This window comes from Pseudomonas sp. IT-347P, from assembly GCF_949768005.1.
GTDB lineage: Bacteria > Pseudomonadota > Gammaproteobacteria > Pseudomonadales > Pseudomonadaceae > Aquipseudomonas.
Genome location: NZ_CATKPQ010000011.1, coordinates 580,846 through 598,230 on the forward strand (window position 1 = coordinate 580,846; position 17,385 = coordinate 598,230).

General features: G+C 58.8%; 13 protein-coding genes. 8 read left to right on the top strand and 5 right to left on the bottom strand.

Translation table 11 applies throughout. The annotated features are described in order from the left end of the window. Nucleotides 1-54: 54 nt before the first annotated feature. On the bottom strand, nucleotides 55-723 hold the full coding sequence (locus tag ACM6IV_RS06685; RefSeq protein WP_414869251.1) for a class I SAM-dependent methyltransferase: 669 nt from the start codon (nucleotides 721-723) through the stop codon (nucleotides 55-57). Nucleotides 724-886: 163 nt separating this feature from the next. Continuing rightward, a complete protein-coding gene (locus tag ACM6IV_RS06690; protein WP_414869252.1) occupies nucleotides 887-1,252 on the bottom strand; it encodes a DUF6124 family protein in 366 nt (121 codons plus the stop codon). A 555-nt stretch (nucleotides 1,253-1,807) separates the two neighbouring features. Between ACM6IV_RS06690 and ACM6IV_RS06695 the strand changes: the two genes are divergently transcribed. Together ACM6IV_RS06695 and ACM6IV_RS06700 are read left to right on the top strand one after the other, a co-directional pair. Next, entirely contained in the window at nucleotides 1,808-1,954 is a 147-nt protein-coding gene (locus ACM6IV_RS06695) for a hypothetical protein (protein WP_163004822.1), read from the top strand. A 226-nt stretch (nucleotides 1,955-2,180) separates the two neighbouring features. Beyond that, nucleotides 2,181-2,573, top strand: a complete 393-nt coding sequence (locus tag ACM6IV_RS06700) for a GFA family protein (protein WP_414869253.1) — start codon at nucleotides 2,181-2,183, stop codon at nucleotides 2,571-2,573. 170 nt (nucleotides 2,574-2,743) lie between these two features. On the opposite strand, the gene ACM6IV_RS06705 is transcribed toward ACM6IV_RS06700, so the two are convergent. After that, entirely contained in the window at nucleotides 2,744-3,583 is an 840-nt protein-coding gene (locus ACM6IV_RS06705) for an alpha/beta fold hydrolase (protein WP_414869254.1), read from the bottom strand. A 267-nt stretch (nucleotides 3,584-3,850) separates the two neighbouring features. On the opposite strand from ACM6IV_RS06705, the gene ACM6IV_RS06710 reads away from it, so the two are divergent. The 6 genes from ACM6IV_RS06710 to ACM6IV_RS06735 all read left to right on the top strand — a co-directional run bounded on the left by ACM6IV_RS06710 (nucleotide 3,851) and on the right by ACM6IV_RS06735 (nucleotide 12,898). Further along, nucleotides 3,851-4,306: a (2Fe-2S)-binding protein gene (locus ACM6IV_RS06710; protein ID WP_003224136.1), complete on the top strand. Its 456-nt coding sequence runs from the start codon at nucleotides 3,851-3,853 to the stop codon at nucleotides 4,304-4,306. Nucleotides 4,307-4,325: 19 nt separating this feature from the next. Further along, nucleotides 4,326-6,488 carry a molybdopterin cofactor-binding domain-containing protein gene (locus ACM6IV_RS06715; RefSeq protein WP_414869255.1) on the top strand — a complete coding sequence of 721 codons (2,163 nt, stop codon included), beginning with the start codon at nucleotides 4,326-4,328 and terminating at the stop codon, nucleotides 6,486-6,488. A gap of 1 nt (nucleotide 6,489) precedes the next feature. Beyond that, entirely contained in the window at nucleotides 6,490-7,068 is a 579-nt protein-coding gene (locus tag ACM6IV_RS06720) for a hypothetical protein (RefSeq protein ID WP_414869256.1), read from the top strand. A 142-nt stretch (nucleotides 7,069-7,210) separates the two neighbouring features. Beyond that, nucleotides 7,211-10,123 carry a hypothetical protein gene (locus tag ACM6IV_RS06725; RefSeq protein ID WP_414869257.1) on the top strand — a complete coding sequence of 971 codons (2,913 nt, stop codon included), beginning with the start codon at nucleotides 7,211-7,213 and terminating at the stop codon, nucleotides 10,121-10,123. Between the two features lie 152 nt (nucleotides 10,124-10,275). Continuing rightward, nucleotides 10,276-11,241, top strand: coding sequence for a sensor domain-containing diguanylate cyclase (locus ACM6IV_RS06730; RefSeq protein WP_414869258.1), 966 nt, complete (start codon nucleotides 10,276-10,278; stop codon nucleotides 11,239-11,241). Nucleotides 11,242-11,662: 421 nt separating this feature from the next. Continuing rightward, on the top strand, nucleotides 11,663-12,898 hold the full coding sequence (locus ACM6IV_RS06735) for a hypothetical protein (RefSeq protein ID WP_414869259.1): 1,236 nt from the start codon (nucleotides 11,663-11,665) through the stop codon (nucleotides 12,896-12,898). 126 nt (nucleotides 12,899-13,024) lie between these two features. On the opposite strand, the gene ACM6IV_RS06740 is transcribed toward ACM6IV_RS06735, so the two are convergent. Continuing rightward, nucleotides 13,025-16,438, bottom strand: coding sequence for a hypothetical protein (locus ACM6IV_RS06740; protein WP_414869260.1), 3,414 nt, complete (start codon nucleotides 16,436-16,438; stop codon nucleotides 13,025-13,027). Nucleotides 16,439-16,582: 144 nt separating this feature from the next. After that, complete coding sequence (fabI, locus tag ACM6IV_RS06745; protein ID WP_007906751.1) at nucleotides 16,583-17,377, bottom strand: enoyl-ACP reductase FabI; 795 nt, start codon at nucleotides 17,375-17,377, stop codon at nucleotides 16,583-16,585. Nucleotides 17,378-17,385: the final 8 nt, after the last annotated feature.

Below are 17,385 nucleotides of genomic sequence, written 5' to 3' on the forward strand. Positions count from 1 at the left end.
CCGGGGTTAGAAACAGTTCTTAATGTCGAGCACAGTGGGCGGTGTTTTCCAGATTTAGCGCCGCTCGGCCACCATCAACAATGACTGCGGCACCGGACTTTGCGGGTGCTGTGGCTCTTGCAGGCTGGCCAGTTGGAACCCGGCCATGTCCAGCGCATTCAGCCAGCTCGACAATGTGCGGAAATACCAGGGCATCGGTTGCCATTGGCCCTTGAATCCGGCGAACGACTCTTCACGCCAGCCATCCTGATAATCACCGGCCGCGACGACCCATGGATGCAGCGTCTGGATGAGTACATTGCCGCCGGGGCTGAGCAACCCATTCATCGCAGTCAGCAGCGGAATAATGTCCTGGTGCAGCAGTGAGAAATTGGCACAGATCAAATCGTAGTCACGGCCCACGTCGACCTTCGCTTCGACCAGCGCGTCATAACTGGCGACATGCACTTGCGCCGTCCCCGCCAGACGCGCCGCCTCGACCAGCCGCGGATCGCCATCCACACCGACAGCTTCAACCCCCCGATCCGCCAGTGCCCGCAACAACCAGCCTTCGCCACAACCAAGATCGAGCACGCGCTCAGGCTGCCGGCCCATGATCGCCAGCAGAATCGCTTGATCGGTCACCTGCTGACGGCTTTCGATGGCGCCGCTGCGGATCACTTCGATCCAGGCATTAGCGTTGTCGTGCCAGCTCTGCAAAAGGCTGGATTCGGGGGAGGGCATGTCAGTGTCCCAAGTGGTCGAAAAAATCAGTATGGACGCAGTAGTTGTCGTGTGCGCTTGTGCATGTCGATCTCCCGTTGGGCGTGGGGAGAACAGTCAGCGAGGTGAGGGATGCGGCAGAGCGAAAGTGAGGGGAGAACCCCTCACTCATTCCGTCTGGTGACTATTGCGGTACGCGCAGCTTGTCCAGCAGTCGATTGACCAACAGTTCGTTCAGCATGATCACCTGTTGCAGCGCCAGCAGCGGTTTGCGCTCCGGGCCGCCTATCGAGTTGGCGATGTTACCGGCCATGGAGTGGGCGTATGAAAGCGATTCGCAAGCTTCGACCAGCAGGGTTTCTTCATCCAGCGTGGGGTCGACCAGATAGACGGGGCGGAACTTGGGCGGGCTTGGCGGAGCGCCCAGTGCTTCGGGCCGCAGGTAGTAGTCGAGGGCGCGGTCGGTTGCCTCTTTGACCTTTTGCGGGTCAAGTGAGGGATCGTGGGTAATTGAATCTGTGGCGGGTGGGTTGGGCGTGATTTTGAACATAGATAAAGCTCCGTATCGAAGAAATAGGAGCCATCACCCTCGCTACCAAACGATGGGTGGCGGCCATGCGCGGGTTGGTAGACCGGTCGATACGGAAACCCGGCGCTCACGAGTGAGCCCCACGCATGCCCACCATATGAAGCGCGGCCTCAAAAGGAGGCTGCATAAGGTGACGCTATACGACCGTACCGAAGCGGGCTACCAAACCCGATCACTGTTTTGCAGTGACAGGCAAACGATATAGCCCGGCCCATAGCCGTGTAAGCCGGCGGATTCTGGCGTACGCGTAGGTAACGACGCAAGGTGTTGTAGGGAGGATGGCGTAACGGTTTGTGTGTTTTAAACGTGATAACCGGATGACGTTTACCAATGGGCATTGCCGAGCAACGAGATCCAAATTCAGGAGTTTTACGGACTACAATTTTGGGTGTCATGACCTACAGATCTGCAAGAATCCGCCGACTTGTCTGCGTTGAAACAAGATCCTATCGTTTGCCGGTCAAAACTTAATCACTTAAGCTGGTCAGCATGAATACACATCCTTCGGAGGCTCCGATGGCCACCACCAGAAAGACCGACAAACCTAACAAAAAGGAAGTTCGTGATGAGCTGACATTCCTTGATGTTCGGCAAGCCGCGCGTGATGGGCAGAAAGTGTTCGATAAATTTGTGATCACTGGCAGGCTACCTATTACAAAGTAGGCCTGAATGCCAGCCATCAAGATTTCTGCGCTTTTTGAACAAATCACTAACTGGCAAAACTTCGCTGCTCATTTTTATAACCGGCCCGGATGCGCATAACCGAAGCGAGTGGGGCTCATTTCTGCGCAGTGTGCATTGCCAGATTGTTGAGCCTTGGACGCTGGGCAGGATTGCCTTTCCCGATTTGGACGATCTGTAATTTGCAGTCGAGCAGAGGAGGTGTGACATGGATCGATTGACTGGCGGATGCCTATGCGGCGATGTCCGTTTCGAAGTGACGGGGCAGCCTTACCGCGTCGGTATTTGTCACTGCCTCGACTGCCGCAAACGTCACGGCACGCTCTTTCACACCTCGGCAATATTTCCCGAGGATGCGCTGAAAGTCACCGGCGAAACCCGCGACTTCAATGGGCGCTTTTTCTGTCCGCGCTGCGGCTCACCGGTGTTCACGCGTTCCGAAGATGAAGTAGAGGTCAACGTCGGATCGCTCGATGAGCCTAATCAGTTCAAACCCACTTACGAACTCTGGACCATTCGCCGCGAGTCTTGGCTGCCGGCGCTGCCCTTGACTCACCACTATGAACGTGATCGTGAAAGCACGGGGCGCACGGAGGATTAGAGAGGGTAGGAAAGTCGCGGGAGCTGGAATGGAGTGAGGATTATTGGCATGCCGCATAGCCCCTGTGGGAGCGAGCTTGCTCGCGAAGGCGTCGTGTCAGTCGACATCAATATTGAAAGTAATGACGCTTTCGCGAGCAAGCTCGCTCCCACAGGGTGCAGTGCATAAACTTACAAATCTTCACCACGAATAAAGGCCAGCAGATCCGCGTTGATCGTCTCGGCCTCCGTCGTCGGCATCCCGTGCGGAAACCCCGGATACGATTTCAACGTGCCGTTTGGCAACAACTTGGCCGACAACGGCCCCGAATTCGCATACGGCACAATCTGATCATCCTCGCCATGCATCACCAGCACCGGCACCGTGACCTTCTTCAAGTCCTCGGTGAAATCCGTCTGCGAGAACGCGACGATCCCGTCGTAGTGCGCCTTGGCGGCGCCGATCATGCCCTGACGCCACCAGTTGGCAATAATCCCCTCTGAAGGTGTGGCGCCCGGCCGGTTGTAGCCATAAAACGGCCCGGTCGGAATATCCCGATAAAACTGCGCGCGATTCGCGGCGAGTTGCGCCTGGAAATCATCGAACACCGACTTCGGCAAACCACCCGGATTGCTCTCGGTCTGCACCATCAACGGCGGCACGGCACTGATCAGCACGCCTTTGGCGACGTTGTCCTGACCATGCCGGGCTATGTAATGAATCACCTCACCGCCACCGGTCGAGTGGCCGACATGTACGACGTTCTTCAGGCCTAGATGATTGACCACCGCCAACGCATCATCGGCGTAGTGATCCATGTCGTGGCCGTCCCAGACCTGGCTCGAACGCCCATGCCCACGGCGATCATGGGCAACCACCCGATACCCTTTGCCCAGAAAGAACAGCATCTGCGCATCCCAATCGTCCGAACTGAGCGGCCAGCCGTGGTGAAAGTGGATCACTGGCGCGTCTTTCGGTCCCCAGTCCTTGTAGAAAATCTCGACGCCGTCTTTGCTGGTGACAAATCCCATGTTCGCAACTCCAGACCAATCTGATGGATAACCCGCGCGGTAATCGCGGACCGGTTTCGCTCATGACGAGTTTTTCTACTGCGCCGGCTCGGTGCGAGCCGTTATCAACTGTAGGATTAAAGTCGACATCTGCATGACCGGTGGTCGCAACGTCTGGCTTCGTGCGCAAATTAGGCTTTGCTGAAAGGGATAAGCCGAGGCGCGCGTAGGCATTGATGGCCACAGCGGCGCCCCTTCAGAACACCGTGAGTCTGAGGAAATTCCCCGATGTTGACCTTGAATATCAATGGCAAGGATCAGGAGCTCGATGTCCCCGCGGACATGCCGTTGCTCTGGGTCTTGCGCGATGTCGCGCACCTGACCGGTACCAAGTTCGGCTGTGGCATGGCCCAGTGCGGGGCCTGCACCGTGCACGTTGACGGCGCGCCATTGCGCGCCTGCATCACGCCCGCTACCGCCGTGGCCCACGGGCAGAAAATCCTCACCATCGAAGGCCTGTCCACCGACGGTTCGCACCCGGTGCAGCAAGCCTGGGCCGAACTCGACGTGGTGCAGTGCGGTTACTGTCAGTCGGGGCAGATCATGTCGGCTGCCGCGCTGCTGGCGAAAATCCCCAAACCCACCGACAGCGATATCGATCAGGCGCTCTCCGGCAATATCTGCCGCTGCGGTACCTATCCACGGATCCGCGCAGCGGTAAAACGCGCGTCGGAAATCGGCTGATTTACGTGGGAGTTAGACGATGAACAGTCCTGTATCGCGTCGCGGTTTTCTCAAGGGCAGTGCCGTGTTGGGCGGCGGGTTGGTGGTGGCGTTTGTCATCCCCGGCGGCCACAAGTTTGCCTATGCGGCCGAGAATGAAGGCAAGGTGTTTGCGCCGAATGCGTTTTTGCGAATTGCGGCGGATAACAGCGTCACCGTGTTGCTCGGGCATTCGGAGATGGGACAGGGGATCTGGACCGGCCTGACCATGTTGATTGCCGAGGAGCTGGACGCTGACTGGTCGAAAATCCGCGTCGAGCATTCGCCAGCATCGGCGGCGGATTACGGCATGCCGGGGTTTGGCGGCATGCAGATTACCGGCGGCTCGACGTCGACGTGGATGGAGTTTGACCGTTATCGCCTGGCAGGCGCGACCGCGCGGCAGATGCTGGTGGAGGCGGCGGCGCAGCGCTTTGAGGTGGCACCGTCGGCGATTCGCACCGAATCGGGTGTGGTAATTGCTGGCGAGAAACGGGCGACTTACGGCGAGTTGGCAGATGCCGCCGGGCAACTGCCGGTGCCCGATCCGAAATCGATCACCTTCAAGGAAGCCAAGGACTGGAAAATCATCGGCAAACCGACCAAACGCCTCGACACCCCGGAGAAAATCACCGGCCGCGCCAAATTCGGCATGGACGTGCAGTTCGACGGTTTGATGACCGCCATGGTTGCGCGCCCACCGGTATTCGGTGCCACTGTTAAATCCTTCGAAGGCGCCGAAGCGCTGGCAGTGCCGGGCGTGCACAAAGTCGTGCAAGTGCCGACGGGCGTGGCGGTGATTGCCGAACATTACTGGGCGGCGAAACTGGGGCGTGATGCGCTGAAGGTCGATTGGGATCTGGGGCCGCATGCAGACCTGAGCAGCGAGAAGCTGCTGGAAAGTTTTCGCAAACTGGCCACCACCCAAGGCACATCGGCGAGTCAGGCCGGGGACGCCAAGGGCAGTTTCGGCAAAGCGGCGAAGAAAATCGACGTCGAGTACAGCGTGCCGTATCTGGCCCACGCGCCGATGGAACCGCTCAACTGCACGGTGAAAATCAGCGCGCAGAAGTGCGAGATCTGGACCGGCACACAATTCCAGACGCTGGATCAAATGGTCGCTGGCAAGATCACCGGCCTGAAGCCCGAGCAGGTCGAAATACACACTGAGTTTTTGGGCGGTGGATTCGGGCGCCGCGCCAATCCCACTTCAGACTTTGTCGCTGAAGCCGTGCAAGTGGCGAAAGCCGCTGCCATGCCGGTGAAAACCGTGTGGTCGCGCGAGGATGACATTCGCGGCGGTTATTACCGCTCGATGTTCCTGCATCAGGCGAAGATCGGACTCGGTGCCGATGGCATGCCGTCGAGCTGGCAACACGTGCTGGTCGGGCAGTCAATCATGGCCGGCACGATGCTGGAACAAACCATGGTCAAGAACGGCGTTGATGCAACGTCGGTCGAAGGCGTTGCCGACAGCCCGTACGTCAAAGGCCTGGCCCATCATCAGGTCGATCTGCATTCGCCGCAGACCGGGATCAATGTGTTGTGGCTGCGCTCGGTGGGGCACAGCCATACGGGCTTCGTCATGGAATCGCTGATCGATGAAATGGCCACTGCGGCGGGCAAGGATCCGGTCGAATACCGACGAGCCTTGCTCAAGGATCATCCTCGGCATTTGGGCGTGCTCAATCTGGCGGTGGAGAAGGCCAACTGGAAAGCGCCGCTGCCGGACGGCCATGCACTGGGCGTGGCGGTCCACGAATCGTTCGGCAGTTACGTGGCGCAGGTCGCCGAGGTGTCGCAGGACAATCTGGCGATTCGCGTGCATCGCGTGGTTTGTGCCGTGGACTGCGGGATTGCGGTGAACCCGCAGAGCATCGCCGCGCAGATGGAATCGTGCATCACTTTCGGCCTGGGCATGGCGCTGCACAGCAAGCTGACGCTCAAGGACGGCGCGGTGGTGCAGTCCAACTATCACGATTATCAGGTGCTGCGGCTCAACGAGATGCCGGTGGTGGAAGTGCACATCGTGCCCAGCAGCGACAAACCCGGCGGTATCGGCGAGGCCGGTGTACCGCCGACCGCGCCAGCGGTGGCCAACGCGGTGTTCGCCCTGACCGGGCAACGCCTGCGCGAACTGCCGCTGCAACTGTCGGGGGTGTGAGATGAAACGACATTTGTTGTTGGGCACAGTCATTCTGCTGGGGCTGGGCGGTTACGCCTCGGACCTGTTCGCCGATGATCAGGAAGCGCTGAAAGCGTTCGGCACAGTGCAGAAAGTCTTCCAGAGCCCGCGCTGCCAGAACTGTCACATTCCCGGTGATTCGCCGTTGCAATTCGACGCCGGTATTCCCCACGCCATGAATGTGGTGCGCGGAATGGACGGCAAGGGCGCCGCCGGTTTGCCCTGCGCCACCTGCCACGCGGAAAACAATCCACCCGCCAGTTACGGCCCGCATGCGCCACCGGGCGCGCCGCACTGGAGCCTGCCACCGGCGGCGCACAAAATGGCCTGGATCGGTCTGCCGCCGGACAAACTCTGCGCAATGATCAAGGACCGTTCGAGCAATGGCGATCGCGACTTCGCCGCGCTGCTCAAGCACGTCAGCGAGGACAAACTGGTGCTCTGGGGCTGGAATCCTGGAGCAGGGCGCGCGCCGGTGCCGGTGCCGCACGATATTTTTGTCGCGCAATTCAAGCTCTGGGCCGATGCGGGCGGGCCGTGTCCGGTGGCGGGCGGCTGACGTGCTTTGCTTGGCACGGTCCCGCGCAACGTGCCAGCCTACACCCGCAACCATCCGTCGGCACCTGTCAGATCTGACAGGTGCCCCCGCGCGTTTTTTCCTGTTTCATGGCTTCTGCGTCCCCCAGACCCGGAGCCAGCCCATGAACCTCCCTGTACCGACAGACGAAACGCAATCTCAGCCCGTCGAACCGCTGGAGCTGCGGCCACCGATTTTTTCCAGCATGCGAACGCCCGTCCAGGGATACGACGGCGGCTTCGGTGTAGGGGCGGTCGAAGGGGGGCTGCGATTTACGGTCAATCCGTGGGGCCCCATCATGGCTGCGGGCGATGAAGTCAGGGTTTACTGGGGTAATGACACTCATGAGGTGTGGAGCCACACCGTGTTGGCCGGCGAGGAAAACACGCCGTTGCACGGCCTGATTCCTTCCGGGCACGTGATCAGGGGGGACGTTGATCAGGTGTTTTATTCGGTCAAGCGTCCGACTCAGGGTTGGGAAAATTCCACACCGAAACTCAAGGTACTGGTCAAGCTCGACCGTCCCGGCGGATTTGATGATGACTACAATGAGGACGGTCATTCACGTCTGCAGTATTCGATCCCGCAAGCCATCATCGACCATGGCATCGGTCCGGTCGAAGCCGCGGCGGGGGTAGAGGTCACCATCCTGCCGTACCCGTTCATGCGGGTGAACGACGCTGTCCATCTTATCTTTGGCTCGAAGCGACTGATCGAGCGCGTCACCCTCGAGCACGTTAAAGATCCGACCAATCATCCATTGATCGTACTCCTCGACAAGGAGACCATTGAGGAGGTTGGCGATGGCCCAAGGATCAGCGTGCACTATCAGGTGATCGACGAAGTGGGCAACTACCCGGACGAGCGCTCGCCCTGGTCGGCGACCACCTACCTGCTGGTTGATCTCGAACGGAAGCGGCTTAGCCCGCCCGTTGTGCTGGACGCTGACCCGGACACGGGGATCATCGAGCTGGAAACGTTGGGGGAAAAGGATGTCACCGTGCTGGTCAACACTGATGGTGAACCTTTCAAGACCGGTGATTCCGTCGTATTGACGTGGACCGGCACCCCGCCCTCAGGATCGCAGGTTATCCACGGGCCAATCGAGTTACCGGTTATTCGCACCGGCGTGCAAGTGGTCTTCAAGATCCCTAACGCCAAGGTCAAGGCCATCGCCATGGGTTCGGCGCTGGTAGCGTATACATTGAACCGTGACGGCGTCATTGTCCGCCCCTCAAGAAACGCCAGTGCCACCGTCAAGGGCGAAATCAGCAGTTTGCAGGCCCCGCGCGTACTTGAGGCGTCCGGCGGCCAATTGCCGGCGGACGCGCCGCGCGCCACGGTGACGGTGCCGTATTACGAAGGGCGACGCAGGGGCGATCTGATCGTGGTGTATTGGGAAGGCAAACGTCCCGGCGGCGGTGATACCTATTACCCGATCAGGATCATCGTCGCCGACGAACCGGAAGGCACGGCCATCGTCCGCGAGGTGCCGGCTAAGGAAATCCTGCCGCTGGACGGCGGCTCGGTGAAAGTCTGGTACACCGTGGCCAATGACGACGTGATGCTCAGCAGCGTGCGCAACTCGCTGCCACTGAACCTTACCGTTGGCGACGCCCGACCCGATCTGCAGAAACCGGATGTGGCCCAGGCGGACGACCAGGACATTCTGCTGCCGGAAAACGCACCCAACGGCGCCGACGTGACCGCACCCTTTGCCGATACGGTGAAAGACGACATCGTCGGCCTGCGCTGGGTCGGTTCCATCAGCGGCCCGCATCCTAAATATGAAATTCCCCTGAGCACCCACAGCGCCGGTTTCCCCGTGCCGTTTCACGTGCAGCCCGCGCACATCGAGCCCAATCGCAATGGCAAGGTCGACGTCAGCTACTACGTCATTTTTGCCTCGGGCAAACCGACGCGCTACTCACAGACCCGCACGTTGACCATTGGCCAGGCAATGCCCCAATGGGACGCGCCCACCGTACTGGAAGCCCCTACCGGACAACTCGACCCCAATACTCATCAAAGCGGATTTACGGTGCGGGTCGACACAACCGCATTGCAGGACAATGATGGCATTGATTTGATCATTGAGGGACGAGCCGGCGAGGGGTCGGTTCGGCCGGAGCGGCGGTATGTTTCGGGGCCGGAACCGCTTTATTTTTCGATTGCCGCGTTGATTACGGCGGCCAATATGTCGCGGGAGGTCAACATTCGTTATGACGTTGTACGTGCTTCAGGGCCGTTGCCTTCCAAGACGTTGCCGTTGCAGGTGGGGACGTTGCTGGAGCAGAGCATGCCGAGGCCGCAGCTGGAAGGGTTTGAAGGCGAGTTGATCTATCTGAACGAAATGCGTGATGACACGCAGGTGATATGCAAAGCATGGCCATTTCAGTTGTCTGGTGGGCCGGTCTGGTTGCGTTATACCGAACAAAGGCAGGATGGAACGTCACGATATAAAGATCAGTTAGTTGGACTCCCGCATAATCAGGGGGATGGGCTTGCCTTGACTGCGGAAGTGCAGTGGTTGCGGGAGTGCCTTGAGAATTCGACTGTGACGATTGAGCTTAAAGTTGGATTGTTCAAGGCGGCCGTGTTGGCGGATGCATTGGTGTGTCCGACTCGAATATACAGGATGTATAGAGTGCTTTTTGATGACCTGACGACATTTACAGGAAAAAATATGAACGGATGGGCGAGTCAAGCACCTGGGGGGCTGGGGTATACAAAGATAGATAACCGAGAAGTAGCATGGTCGGGATCAGGGCCTTTGGGAGGTAGTAAAACATTTACTAATTTGAAAGTGGGCGCCAAGTTTGAACTTAGCTTTGATTGTTATTCTACGGCTTCAAACAGCTCATTAAAATTTTATCTTTCGTTAAATGCAAGCACAGTAGGTGTATATGAAGCCGGCCAAGTATGGAAATCAATACGTCACGAATTCGTAACTACAAGTACGACTCTCACGGTGAGACTCTCATCAGAGTATGCGGCGTTTTATTTCGATGATATTCGTCTGAGAGAGATCGCATGAAATTTCTTTAGGGCCCGGGCAGGTCCATGTCCGCCGGATGCGTTGGTATTTGGCCATTCAAGTTCCGTGCGAGTCGGAGTGGTACTTGACGGGATGAGCTCTCCTCAAAAAATCGCGCTACTCTTAGCTTATCAACGCTGATGGAGCACACGATGCTGGCCCCCGGAAAACCCGCCAACGAAACAGCGCGCCTGCAAGCGCTGCAAGGCCTCAATCTCCTCGATTCTGCCCCCGAGGAGCGCTTCGACCGGCTGACGCGGCTGGCCAAGCGTCTGTTCAACGTGCCGATCGCGCTGGTCACGCTGGTGGACAAGGATCGCCAGTGGTTCAAGTCCTGCGTCGGCCTCAACACCACAGAGACCCCAAGGGATGTCTCGTTCTGCGGCCACGCGATTCTCCAGGATGAGATGTTGCTCGTACCCGATGCCCGCGAAGATGAGCGCTTCCATGACAATCCGCTGGTCACCGGCGCACCCAACATCCGCTTCTACGCCGGTTACCCGCTGACCGTGCCCAACGGCAACAAAATGGGCACGTTGTGCCTGATCGACACCAAGCCGCGCGAACTCGACGACGAAGAGCGCGCGCTGTTGCGTGATCTGGCGCAAATGGCCGAGCAAGAGCTGACCGCCGTGCAGATCGCCAGCATGGACGAGTTGACGCTGCTGTCCAACCGTCGCGGCTTCAAGCAACTGGCCCAGCATGCGCTGGACGCCTGTGCGCGTCTCGACCGCCCGGCGACGCTGCTGTTTTTCGACCTCAATGACTTCAAGCAAATCAACGATCTGTACGGCCATGCCGAGGGCGACAGTGCGCTGAAGACTTTTGCCGATGTGCTGCGCATCGCCTTTCGCGAAAGTGATGTGGTCGGGCGTCTGGGCGGCGACGAATTTGTCGCGTTGCTGACCGGCTCCAGCCATGTCGAAACCACGGCGATCATGGCGCGCCTCAAGGAAATCCTCGAAGAACGTAACGCCACGCTGCATCGCGGCTATGCGATTCGCTTCAGCGTCGGTCAGATCGAATACGACCCCAAGCGCCACGAAAGCGTGGAGCGACTGCTGGCGGATGCGGACAGTGCGATGTATGAGCATAAGCAGGCCCTGAAGCGCTGTTAGCACGGGCCGCATCGCTGCCAAGTCGGCCGCCACAGGTTTTTTGGGTGTTCAGCATATTTCCGGTTCACCACACATCCCTTGTGAGAGCGGGCTTGCCAGCGAAGGCGTCCGCCGATTCAGCATCTTCACTGGTGACCCACCGCTATCGCTGGCAGGCTAACTCCTGCAGGGTCCCGAGTGTTCACGTAATCCCGTTTCGCCGGAGGTTCTTGTGGCAGCCAGATGAATCGGCGTGAGCCGTTTGGAGCCTGAGGGACACTAATCTGGCTCATAAAGATAGTCAGACTGTCATTTATGACAGGTGTTTTCGCCTGTGCTTCAGGTGACAGTCAGTTGCGCAAATTTATTGACTGTCTCAAGACTTCCAGATCATCCATTCGCGCAGGGAAGTGCGAGCAGTGCAATGAAAAGGACAACTAAAATGAGCAACGCGGCTAACTCTCCTGCTGTTAACAATCCCGGCGATCTTGATCCCAGCTTTGGCGTAGAGGGCGTTGTACAAATTCCCAGTGGTTCAGGGACCATCAGGTGCATGGTTGAAGATGAACAGGGGGCGATTGTCCATGGCGTCTGGGTACGTGATGAAATCTGGCTGTACAGGATTTTTGCTGATGGAAGTGCGGATCCCGGGTTTGGAGAAGAAGGTGTCACGAAATGGGGATTTGCCCCGAGAAAGGTGTCCGTTCCGGTTCAATTACTCATCCAGGCAGATGGCAAATATGTATTGATCGGGTCGCTACGCAACGTAATGGATGATCGCCAGTCACAGGTTGCGCTGACCCGTTTTAACAGCAATGGAACGCCGGATCTGGTGTTCGGCAATAAGGTTCTGCCGTTGCCGGCAGAAGACCATGTACTGACCGAACTTCCTTCGTATGGATGTTTGCAACCCGACGGGAAAATCCTCGTCGCAGCGCCTTATATGCGGTTGGATCAAGAAGGAAACGTTATTTACAAAGGAGCCAGGCTCTATCGACTTCAGACCAACGGCGAGCAGGATCTGGAGTTTGGCGGAGGGCAGGGTTTTATCGAATTGCGTTTCAATGGGCAAAATACAGCCATTAAAAGTATTGAGAACGGCCAGGACGGGAAGATTCTGGTGGCGGGGACACTTGAAATTTCCGGCAGCAGACAATCGATCGCACGTTTTACCTCCCTCGGTGCTCTTGACGAGACCTTCGGCAGGCAGGGGTATTGGCAGGCGAAAGATTCCACATTCATGGGGCGGATTATCCTTGATGATGAGCAAAGGATCATTGTTGTCGGAACTGAGGGGGCGGGAGCCGGGGAATATCATGCGTGCATTTCCCGGCTGACTGCCGATGGCGAGTTTGATAAGACGTTTAACAACGGCAGCAGTCTGTTGGTAGACATACCAGTGAGTATGCCCAGGGAGTTCGTCACGTGTTCTTCTGTAGCTGTGCAGGCAGACGGGAAAATAATTGCCGCTGGCTATGCTGGCCTGGCATTGCAGTCTTACTGGTTACGTGTACAACCCAGTGGGGTACTGGATCCCGGTTTCGGAGAGCAGGGAATTCGAGTGCATGAACCGGCCCATGTACTGGGCGGTGCGTTGGTTCAGAGAAATGCACAACGGATACTTGTTGCGTTGGACTCAGCTGAACTCAAACCGAAAATTCTCGGAATCCTGAGTTAAATGCCAGGGAGAGCTAGCGTCGGCCAGATCGAACACATCATGAATCGGTGGATCGACTGTTGGCCGACGCAGGCGCCGCGATTTACGGGTACAGGCGGGCTTTGAAATGAACCTGCCGCAACCCGGTCACACCCCCGGGGACGTCAGCGTCTGATAAAACGCCAGCCACTGTCGATGGCTTTGTGCGGCCTTTTCCAGGTTTGTCTGGCTTTGCATCTGACGGGCGACCAGGCGCTCGGCTGCAGCGGACAGCTGTTTCACGGCCGTGCGCGCAATGGCCTCGACCCGCACAGAGTTGAACGTGTCAGGGACCACTTGCCCAGCGGCGTCAGCCAGTGGCGCACCCTCGATCGCCAAGGCCTTGAGCATCCCGCGACAGCTGCGTTGAGCGCGGGGGCGCAAACCTTGCTGATACGCCTGGGCGTCGAACGGCAGTTGCCGCGGCAGCGTATCGGATGTGCTCGGCAGCAATGTGTTCTGGACGTCGCGGCGCAAGACAACCGCCGTATCCCGCACCATCACCTCATAGAGCCGATGCGGATTGCTTTGGCACGAAACGATGATGCCGAATGTACCGGCGGGCACATCCCATGGCGAGCCGGCGGGCGGTTCGGCAAAGCCTGCGGGCACCGGGTGCAGCGTGAACAGCCTCAGCGCACCGCGTTCCAGATCCTGGCGCTGATGCAGTGGCAACTGGCAGAACAGCTCCTTGATCATCGCGACCTGAGCTGCCGCCATGCGCCGTAGTCTGGATTCGAGCAGCGGCGCGAACTGCTCACTGACGGCGCTCAAGCGAACGAACTGTGGCGACAGTTCGGCCAGTTTCAGCAGTGGCTGGGTACAGCTCCAGTCTTGCAGTGCGCCTTGCAATTGTTGGGCGATGTGCAGTTCGACCAGCGAGTACAACGGCGGTTTTTCGGTTTCGGCGTCCTGGGCAATCTGCCGATGCAGGCATTTTTCTTCGAGATACAGATTGTCGGGGAACACTTTGCGCAGATCGGCGAGCGCAACGGTGTAGGGCGTCGGAAAAGGGCGGCGGAAGGCCAGTTCCAGATGGTTGAACAGGAGCTGACTGTGCTCGACGAAGGCTTTTTCGGCCTTCATCCGCGTTGCAGTATCCACCGAGTGTGCGCCCGCATCCCGATGAATCAGCCCCCTGGCCACCGCCCAGTCGAGCTGCGCCAGCGTCGATGCTGGTTGCGCCCGAATATCCTCCAGCTGCTCAATGGACGGTTGCATCGTCAGGTCCATCAGCTCGCTGAACGTCATCAGGCGGGCCAGGCCGGGCGCGCTCTGTTCGATAAACATCACCACCTGCGTGAGTTTGACCCATTGATTGGAACTCATGTACGCGAGCCATGCAGGGATGCCGCGCACCAAAAACACCGGGGCAAGCCCCGATAGCAGCAGGTGAGTCGCCAGAGTCTTGTTCTTGACCAGATGTAAGGCGAACTGATTGGCGATGAAACGTCGCACTTCGGCCATTGGCTCGCCCCAGAAGAACGGATCATCCAGCGCCTGACCGATCACCTTGTCGGGCTGGCGTCCGGCCTCCGGGTCGAGGCTCAGGATCAACGCGGTCAAAACCAATTGTTCGCGCAGCACTGCCCGCAATACCTTTTCATCCCAACTGGCCGGCGCCAGTGCCATCAGCAAACGATTGCCCAACTCGTGCGCCTGCGGGGTGATGAGGATCAGCCCCAGCAGCGCATCGGCTCTGGCCTGCTGGAGCGCCGGTTCGAGGTCATCCGTGATGCCTTCGCACAGGTGGTCGATGAGGGGATGGGTAACGCCTTCCAGAAATGCGTTGGTGGTGTCGAGAATTTTTTGCCGTTTGCTGCGGGACAAACCTTTGATGGCGTGTCCGGGGCGCCCCAAGAGTGCCCAGTGATTATTGAGGTTAGGCGCCAGCCGGTACGCCGGTTTGGTCCAGAGCCCGGTAATTCGCGCTTCTTCGGGTGTCAGACGACGCGGAATGGCGTAAAACTCCAGCATCTGCGCCAGGCTGGCGAGCCCGTCGCTGCGCAAGGCGCCGCCAGCTTCTACGGCGAGTTCCTTGAGGCGGTTGACCCGCGCTGTCAGGGCGGCCTGGCTTGCGACTTTCGCTGTCAGATCGATCGGATTGTGTCCCGGGTTGATAACGCTGACCTCGCCGGTGCCGGTCAGCCGCAAGCGAGAGTGTGCGGGCAGTCGTTCGCGGGTGAGCAGCCGTTGAAGTTCGGGTCTGCCCCTCAACTGTCGCAATTCGCGCCAGCCTTCCTCGATGGCTTTGTACAGCGATGATCCGGGCACCGGCCTGTTGAGTTCCTGCAGTGCGACACTGACGTCGTTATCCGTATGGCTACCGAGTTCCTGGAGGCGCAGGGCGATATGCCGGTAATCCTCGGCATCGGCGAAAGCTTGTTGATGGCGCAGGATGGGCGCGCGTGTCTGCAGGTATTCGCTGACGTAGGGCAGGCGCGTCCAGGTTTTTTCGCGCAGCCGCGTGATCAGGTCTCCGGCCTCGGCAAGCGTTTCGGGGATAAAGAAGTCGTAGCAATTGAGCAATTGATCGAGACTGAAAAAACCGTCGCTGGATACGTCGGCATCGACGGCTTTCGCCGCGAGGTTGAGTGAAGTGAGCAGTTTTTCCGGCACCTTGCCGACCAGTGAAGTCTCAGGCAACTCGCTGACTTTGCGGTCGTTACCGACAAGGAAGAAGGTTTGGGTGGACGCTGCATAGCGGCAGCTGGCAAACGGCGCGGCCTCGCCGGCGGCGCTGATGAATGCAGCGTGACGGGTGACTGTCGAGAGCGCGGTCCCGGCCTTTTGCATGGCTGCGGCCAGGAAGGAGCCGTCACGCAGTCGCACCTGCGTATTACCCAGTAAAACCGCGTCGTAGGGCTGTTTCTGTTGCGCGTGAATGGCCAGCGTTTGCTCCAGCGCATTGGCGCTGGCGGCAAGATCTTGCAACTGCGCGGCACGTTCGCCGACCACGGCCGACGTGGTATGGGCATCACTGCCGATGCTGGCCAATCCACGCGTTTTCAATTCATTGATGATGACGTACGCCTGTTGGCGATTTTCCGGCTCGGGATAGCCGTGAAACTCCAGCACCAGATGGCGGGGGAACTGATGGAGCGGGTTGGCGGATTTACCACCGATGTAAGGCAGGCCTCGGCCGTGCGGGTCGATTTTACGCGCCACGGCGAGGATCGGCGGGGCCACCTGCCACCAGCCGGATTCGTCCTCGAGCATGAACACTCGGGCAGAAGTGACCCCGTCGTGCGTGACGGAGGCATGCAGCGTGTCGCCTTCGAGACGGAAGGTGTCCAGGTCAATGTCAAAGCGACTGGCCCAATCCAGAAATTCCGAACGCTCCAACGATTGCCAATACAGTTCGATCCAGTCATGCAACAGGCTTTGCCTGGGAATCGTCAGCGAGCGCGAAGCGGCGTCGTCCTGATTTACGGTCGGAAACGCTGTCAGTTCCTCGATGAGGGTCTGGACGATTCTGGCGTTTTGCCTCGCGGCATCGTGGGGCGGTGCTACAGGGTTCATAGGCATTCTCCAAAGGGCGGCAAAGGATTTGCCGGGGTCGATTGTCGAATGGGTGGGGCGGGCGCGTGCGGTACATAGTTAGTGCTTTGGCGCCCATAAAAAAACCCGCCGTATTGGCGGGTCTTTTTATCGGCTAGGCGAAGATCACTCTTCGATGTTGCCCATGGCGGTGGTGTTGAAACCACCGTCGACGTACATGATTTCACCGCTGATGCCCGACGCCAGGTCGGAGCACAGGAAGGCGCCGGCGTTGCCGACTTCGTCGATGGTGACGTTGCGACGCAGCGGGGTTTGCGCTTCGTTGGCGGCCAGCATCTTGCGGAAGTTCTTGATGCCCGAGGCGGCCAGGGTACGGATCGGACCAGCCGATACGCAGTTGACGCGGGTGCCGTCCGGACCCAGCGAGCCGGCCAGGTAACGCACACCAGCTTCCAGCGAAGCCTTGGCCATGCCCATCACGTTGTAGTTCGGCATGGTGCGCTCGGCGCCCAGGTACGACAGGGTCAGCAGGCTGCCATTGCGGCCCTTCATCATTTCGCGACCAGCCTTGGCCAGGGCCACGAAGCTGTAAGCGCTGATGTCGTGCGCGATGCGGAAACCTTCACGGGTGGTGGCTTCGGTGAAGTCGCCGTCCAGTTGGTCGCCCGGTGCGAAGCCGACGGAGTGCACGATGCAGTCCAGGCCGTCCCACTTCTTGCTCAGTGCTTCGAAGACCTTGGCGATTTCTTCATCGCTGGCCACGTCGCACGGGAAGCACAGCTCAGGGCTCGAACCCCAGCCTTGGGCGAATTCTTCAACACGACCTTTCAGTTTGTCGTTCTGATAAGTGAAGGCAAGCTCAGCGCCCTCGCGATGCATGGCGGCAGCGATGCCGGATGCGATGGACAGCTTGCTGGCGACACCGACGATCAGTACGCGCTTACCGGCGAGAAAACCCATGTGTTGCT

Bases quoted from the DNA above. Each gene is read 5' to 3' on its own strand.
- ACM6IV_RS06685 (WP_414869251.1), bottom strand. From the start codon at position 723: ATGCCCTCCCCCGAATCCAGCCTTTTGCAGAGCTGGCACGACAACGCT.
- ACM6IV_RS06690 (WP_414869252.1), bottom strand. From the start codon at position 1,252: ATGTTCAAAATCACGCCCAACCCACCCGCCACAGATTCAATTACCCAC.
- ACM6IV_RS06695 (WP_163004822.1), top strand. From the start codon at position 1,808: ATGGCCACCACCAGAAAGACCGACAAACCTAACAAAAAGGAAGTTCGT.
- ACM6IV_RS06700 (WP_414869253.1), top strand. From the start codon at position 2,181: ATGGATCGATTGACTGGCGGATGCCTATGCGGCGATGTCCGTTTCGAA.
- ACM6IV_RS06705 (WP_414869254.1), bottom strand. From the start codon at position 3,583: ATGGGATTTGTCACCAGCAAAGACGGCGTCGAGATTTTCTACAAGGAC.
- ACM6IV_RS06710 (WP_003224136.1), top strand. From the start codon at position 3,851: ATGTTGACCTTGAATATCAATGGCAAGGATCAGGAGCTCGATGTCCCC.
- ACM6IV_RS06715 (WP_414869255.1), top strand. From the start codon at position 4,326: ATGAACAGTCCTGTATCGCGTCGCGGTTTTCTCAAGGGCAGTGCCGTG.
- ACM6IV_RS06720 (WP_414869256.1), top strand. From the start codon at position 6,490: ATGAAACGACATTTGTTGTTGGGCACAGTCATTCTGCTGGGGCTGGGC.
- ACM6IV_RS06725 (WP_414869257.1), top strand. From the start codon at position 7,211: ATGAACCTCCCTGTACCGACAGACGAAACGCAATCTCAGCCCGTCGAA.
- ACM6IV_RS06730 (WP_414869258.1), top strand. From the start codon at position 10,276: ATGCTGGCCCCCGGAAAACCCGCCAACGAAACAGCGCGCCTGCAAGCG.
- ACM6IV_RS06735 (WP_414869259.1), top strand. From the start codon at position 11,663: ATGAGCAACGCGGCTAACTCTCCTGCTGTTAACAATCCCGGCGATCTT.
- ACM6IV_RS06740 (WP_414869260.1), bottom strand. From the start codon at position 16,438: ATGAACCCTGTAGCACCGCCCCACGATGCCGCGAGGCAAAACGCCAGA.
- fabI (WP_007906751.1), bottom strand. From the start codon at position 17,377: ATGGGTTTTCTCGCCGGTAAGCGCGTACTGATCGTCGGTGTCGCCAGC.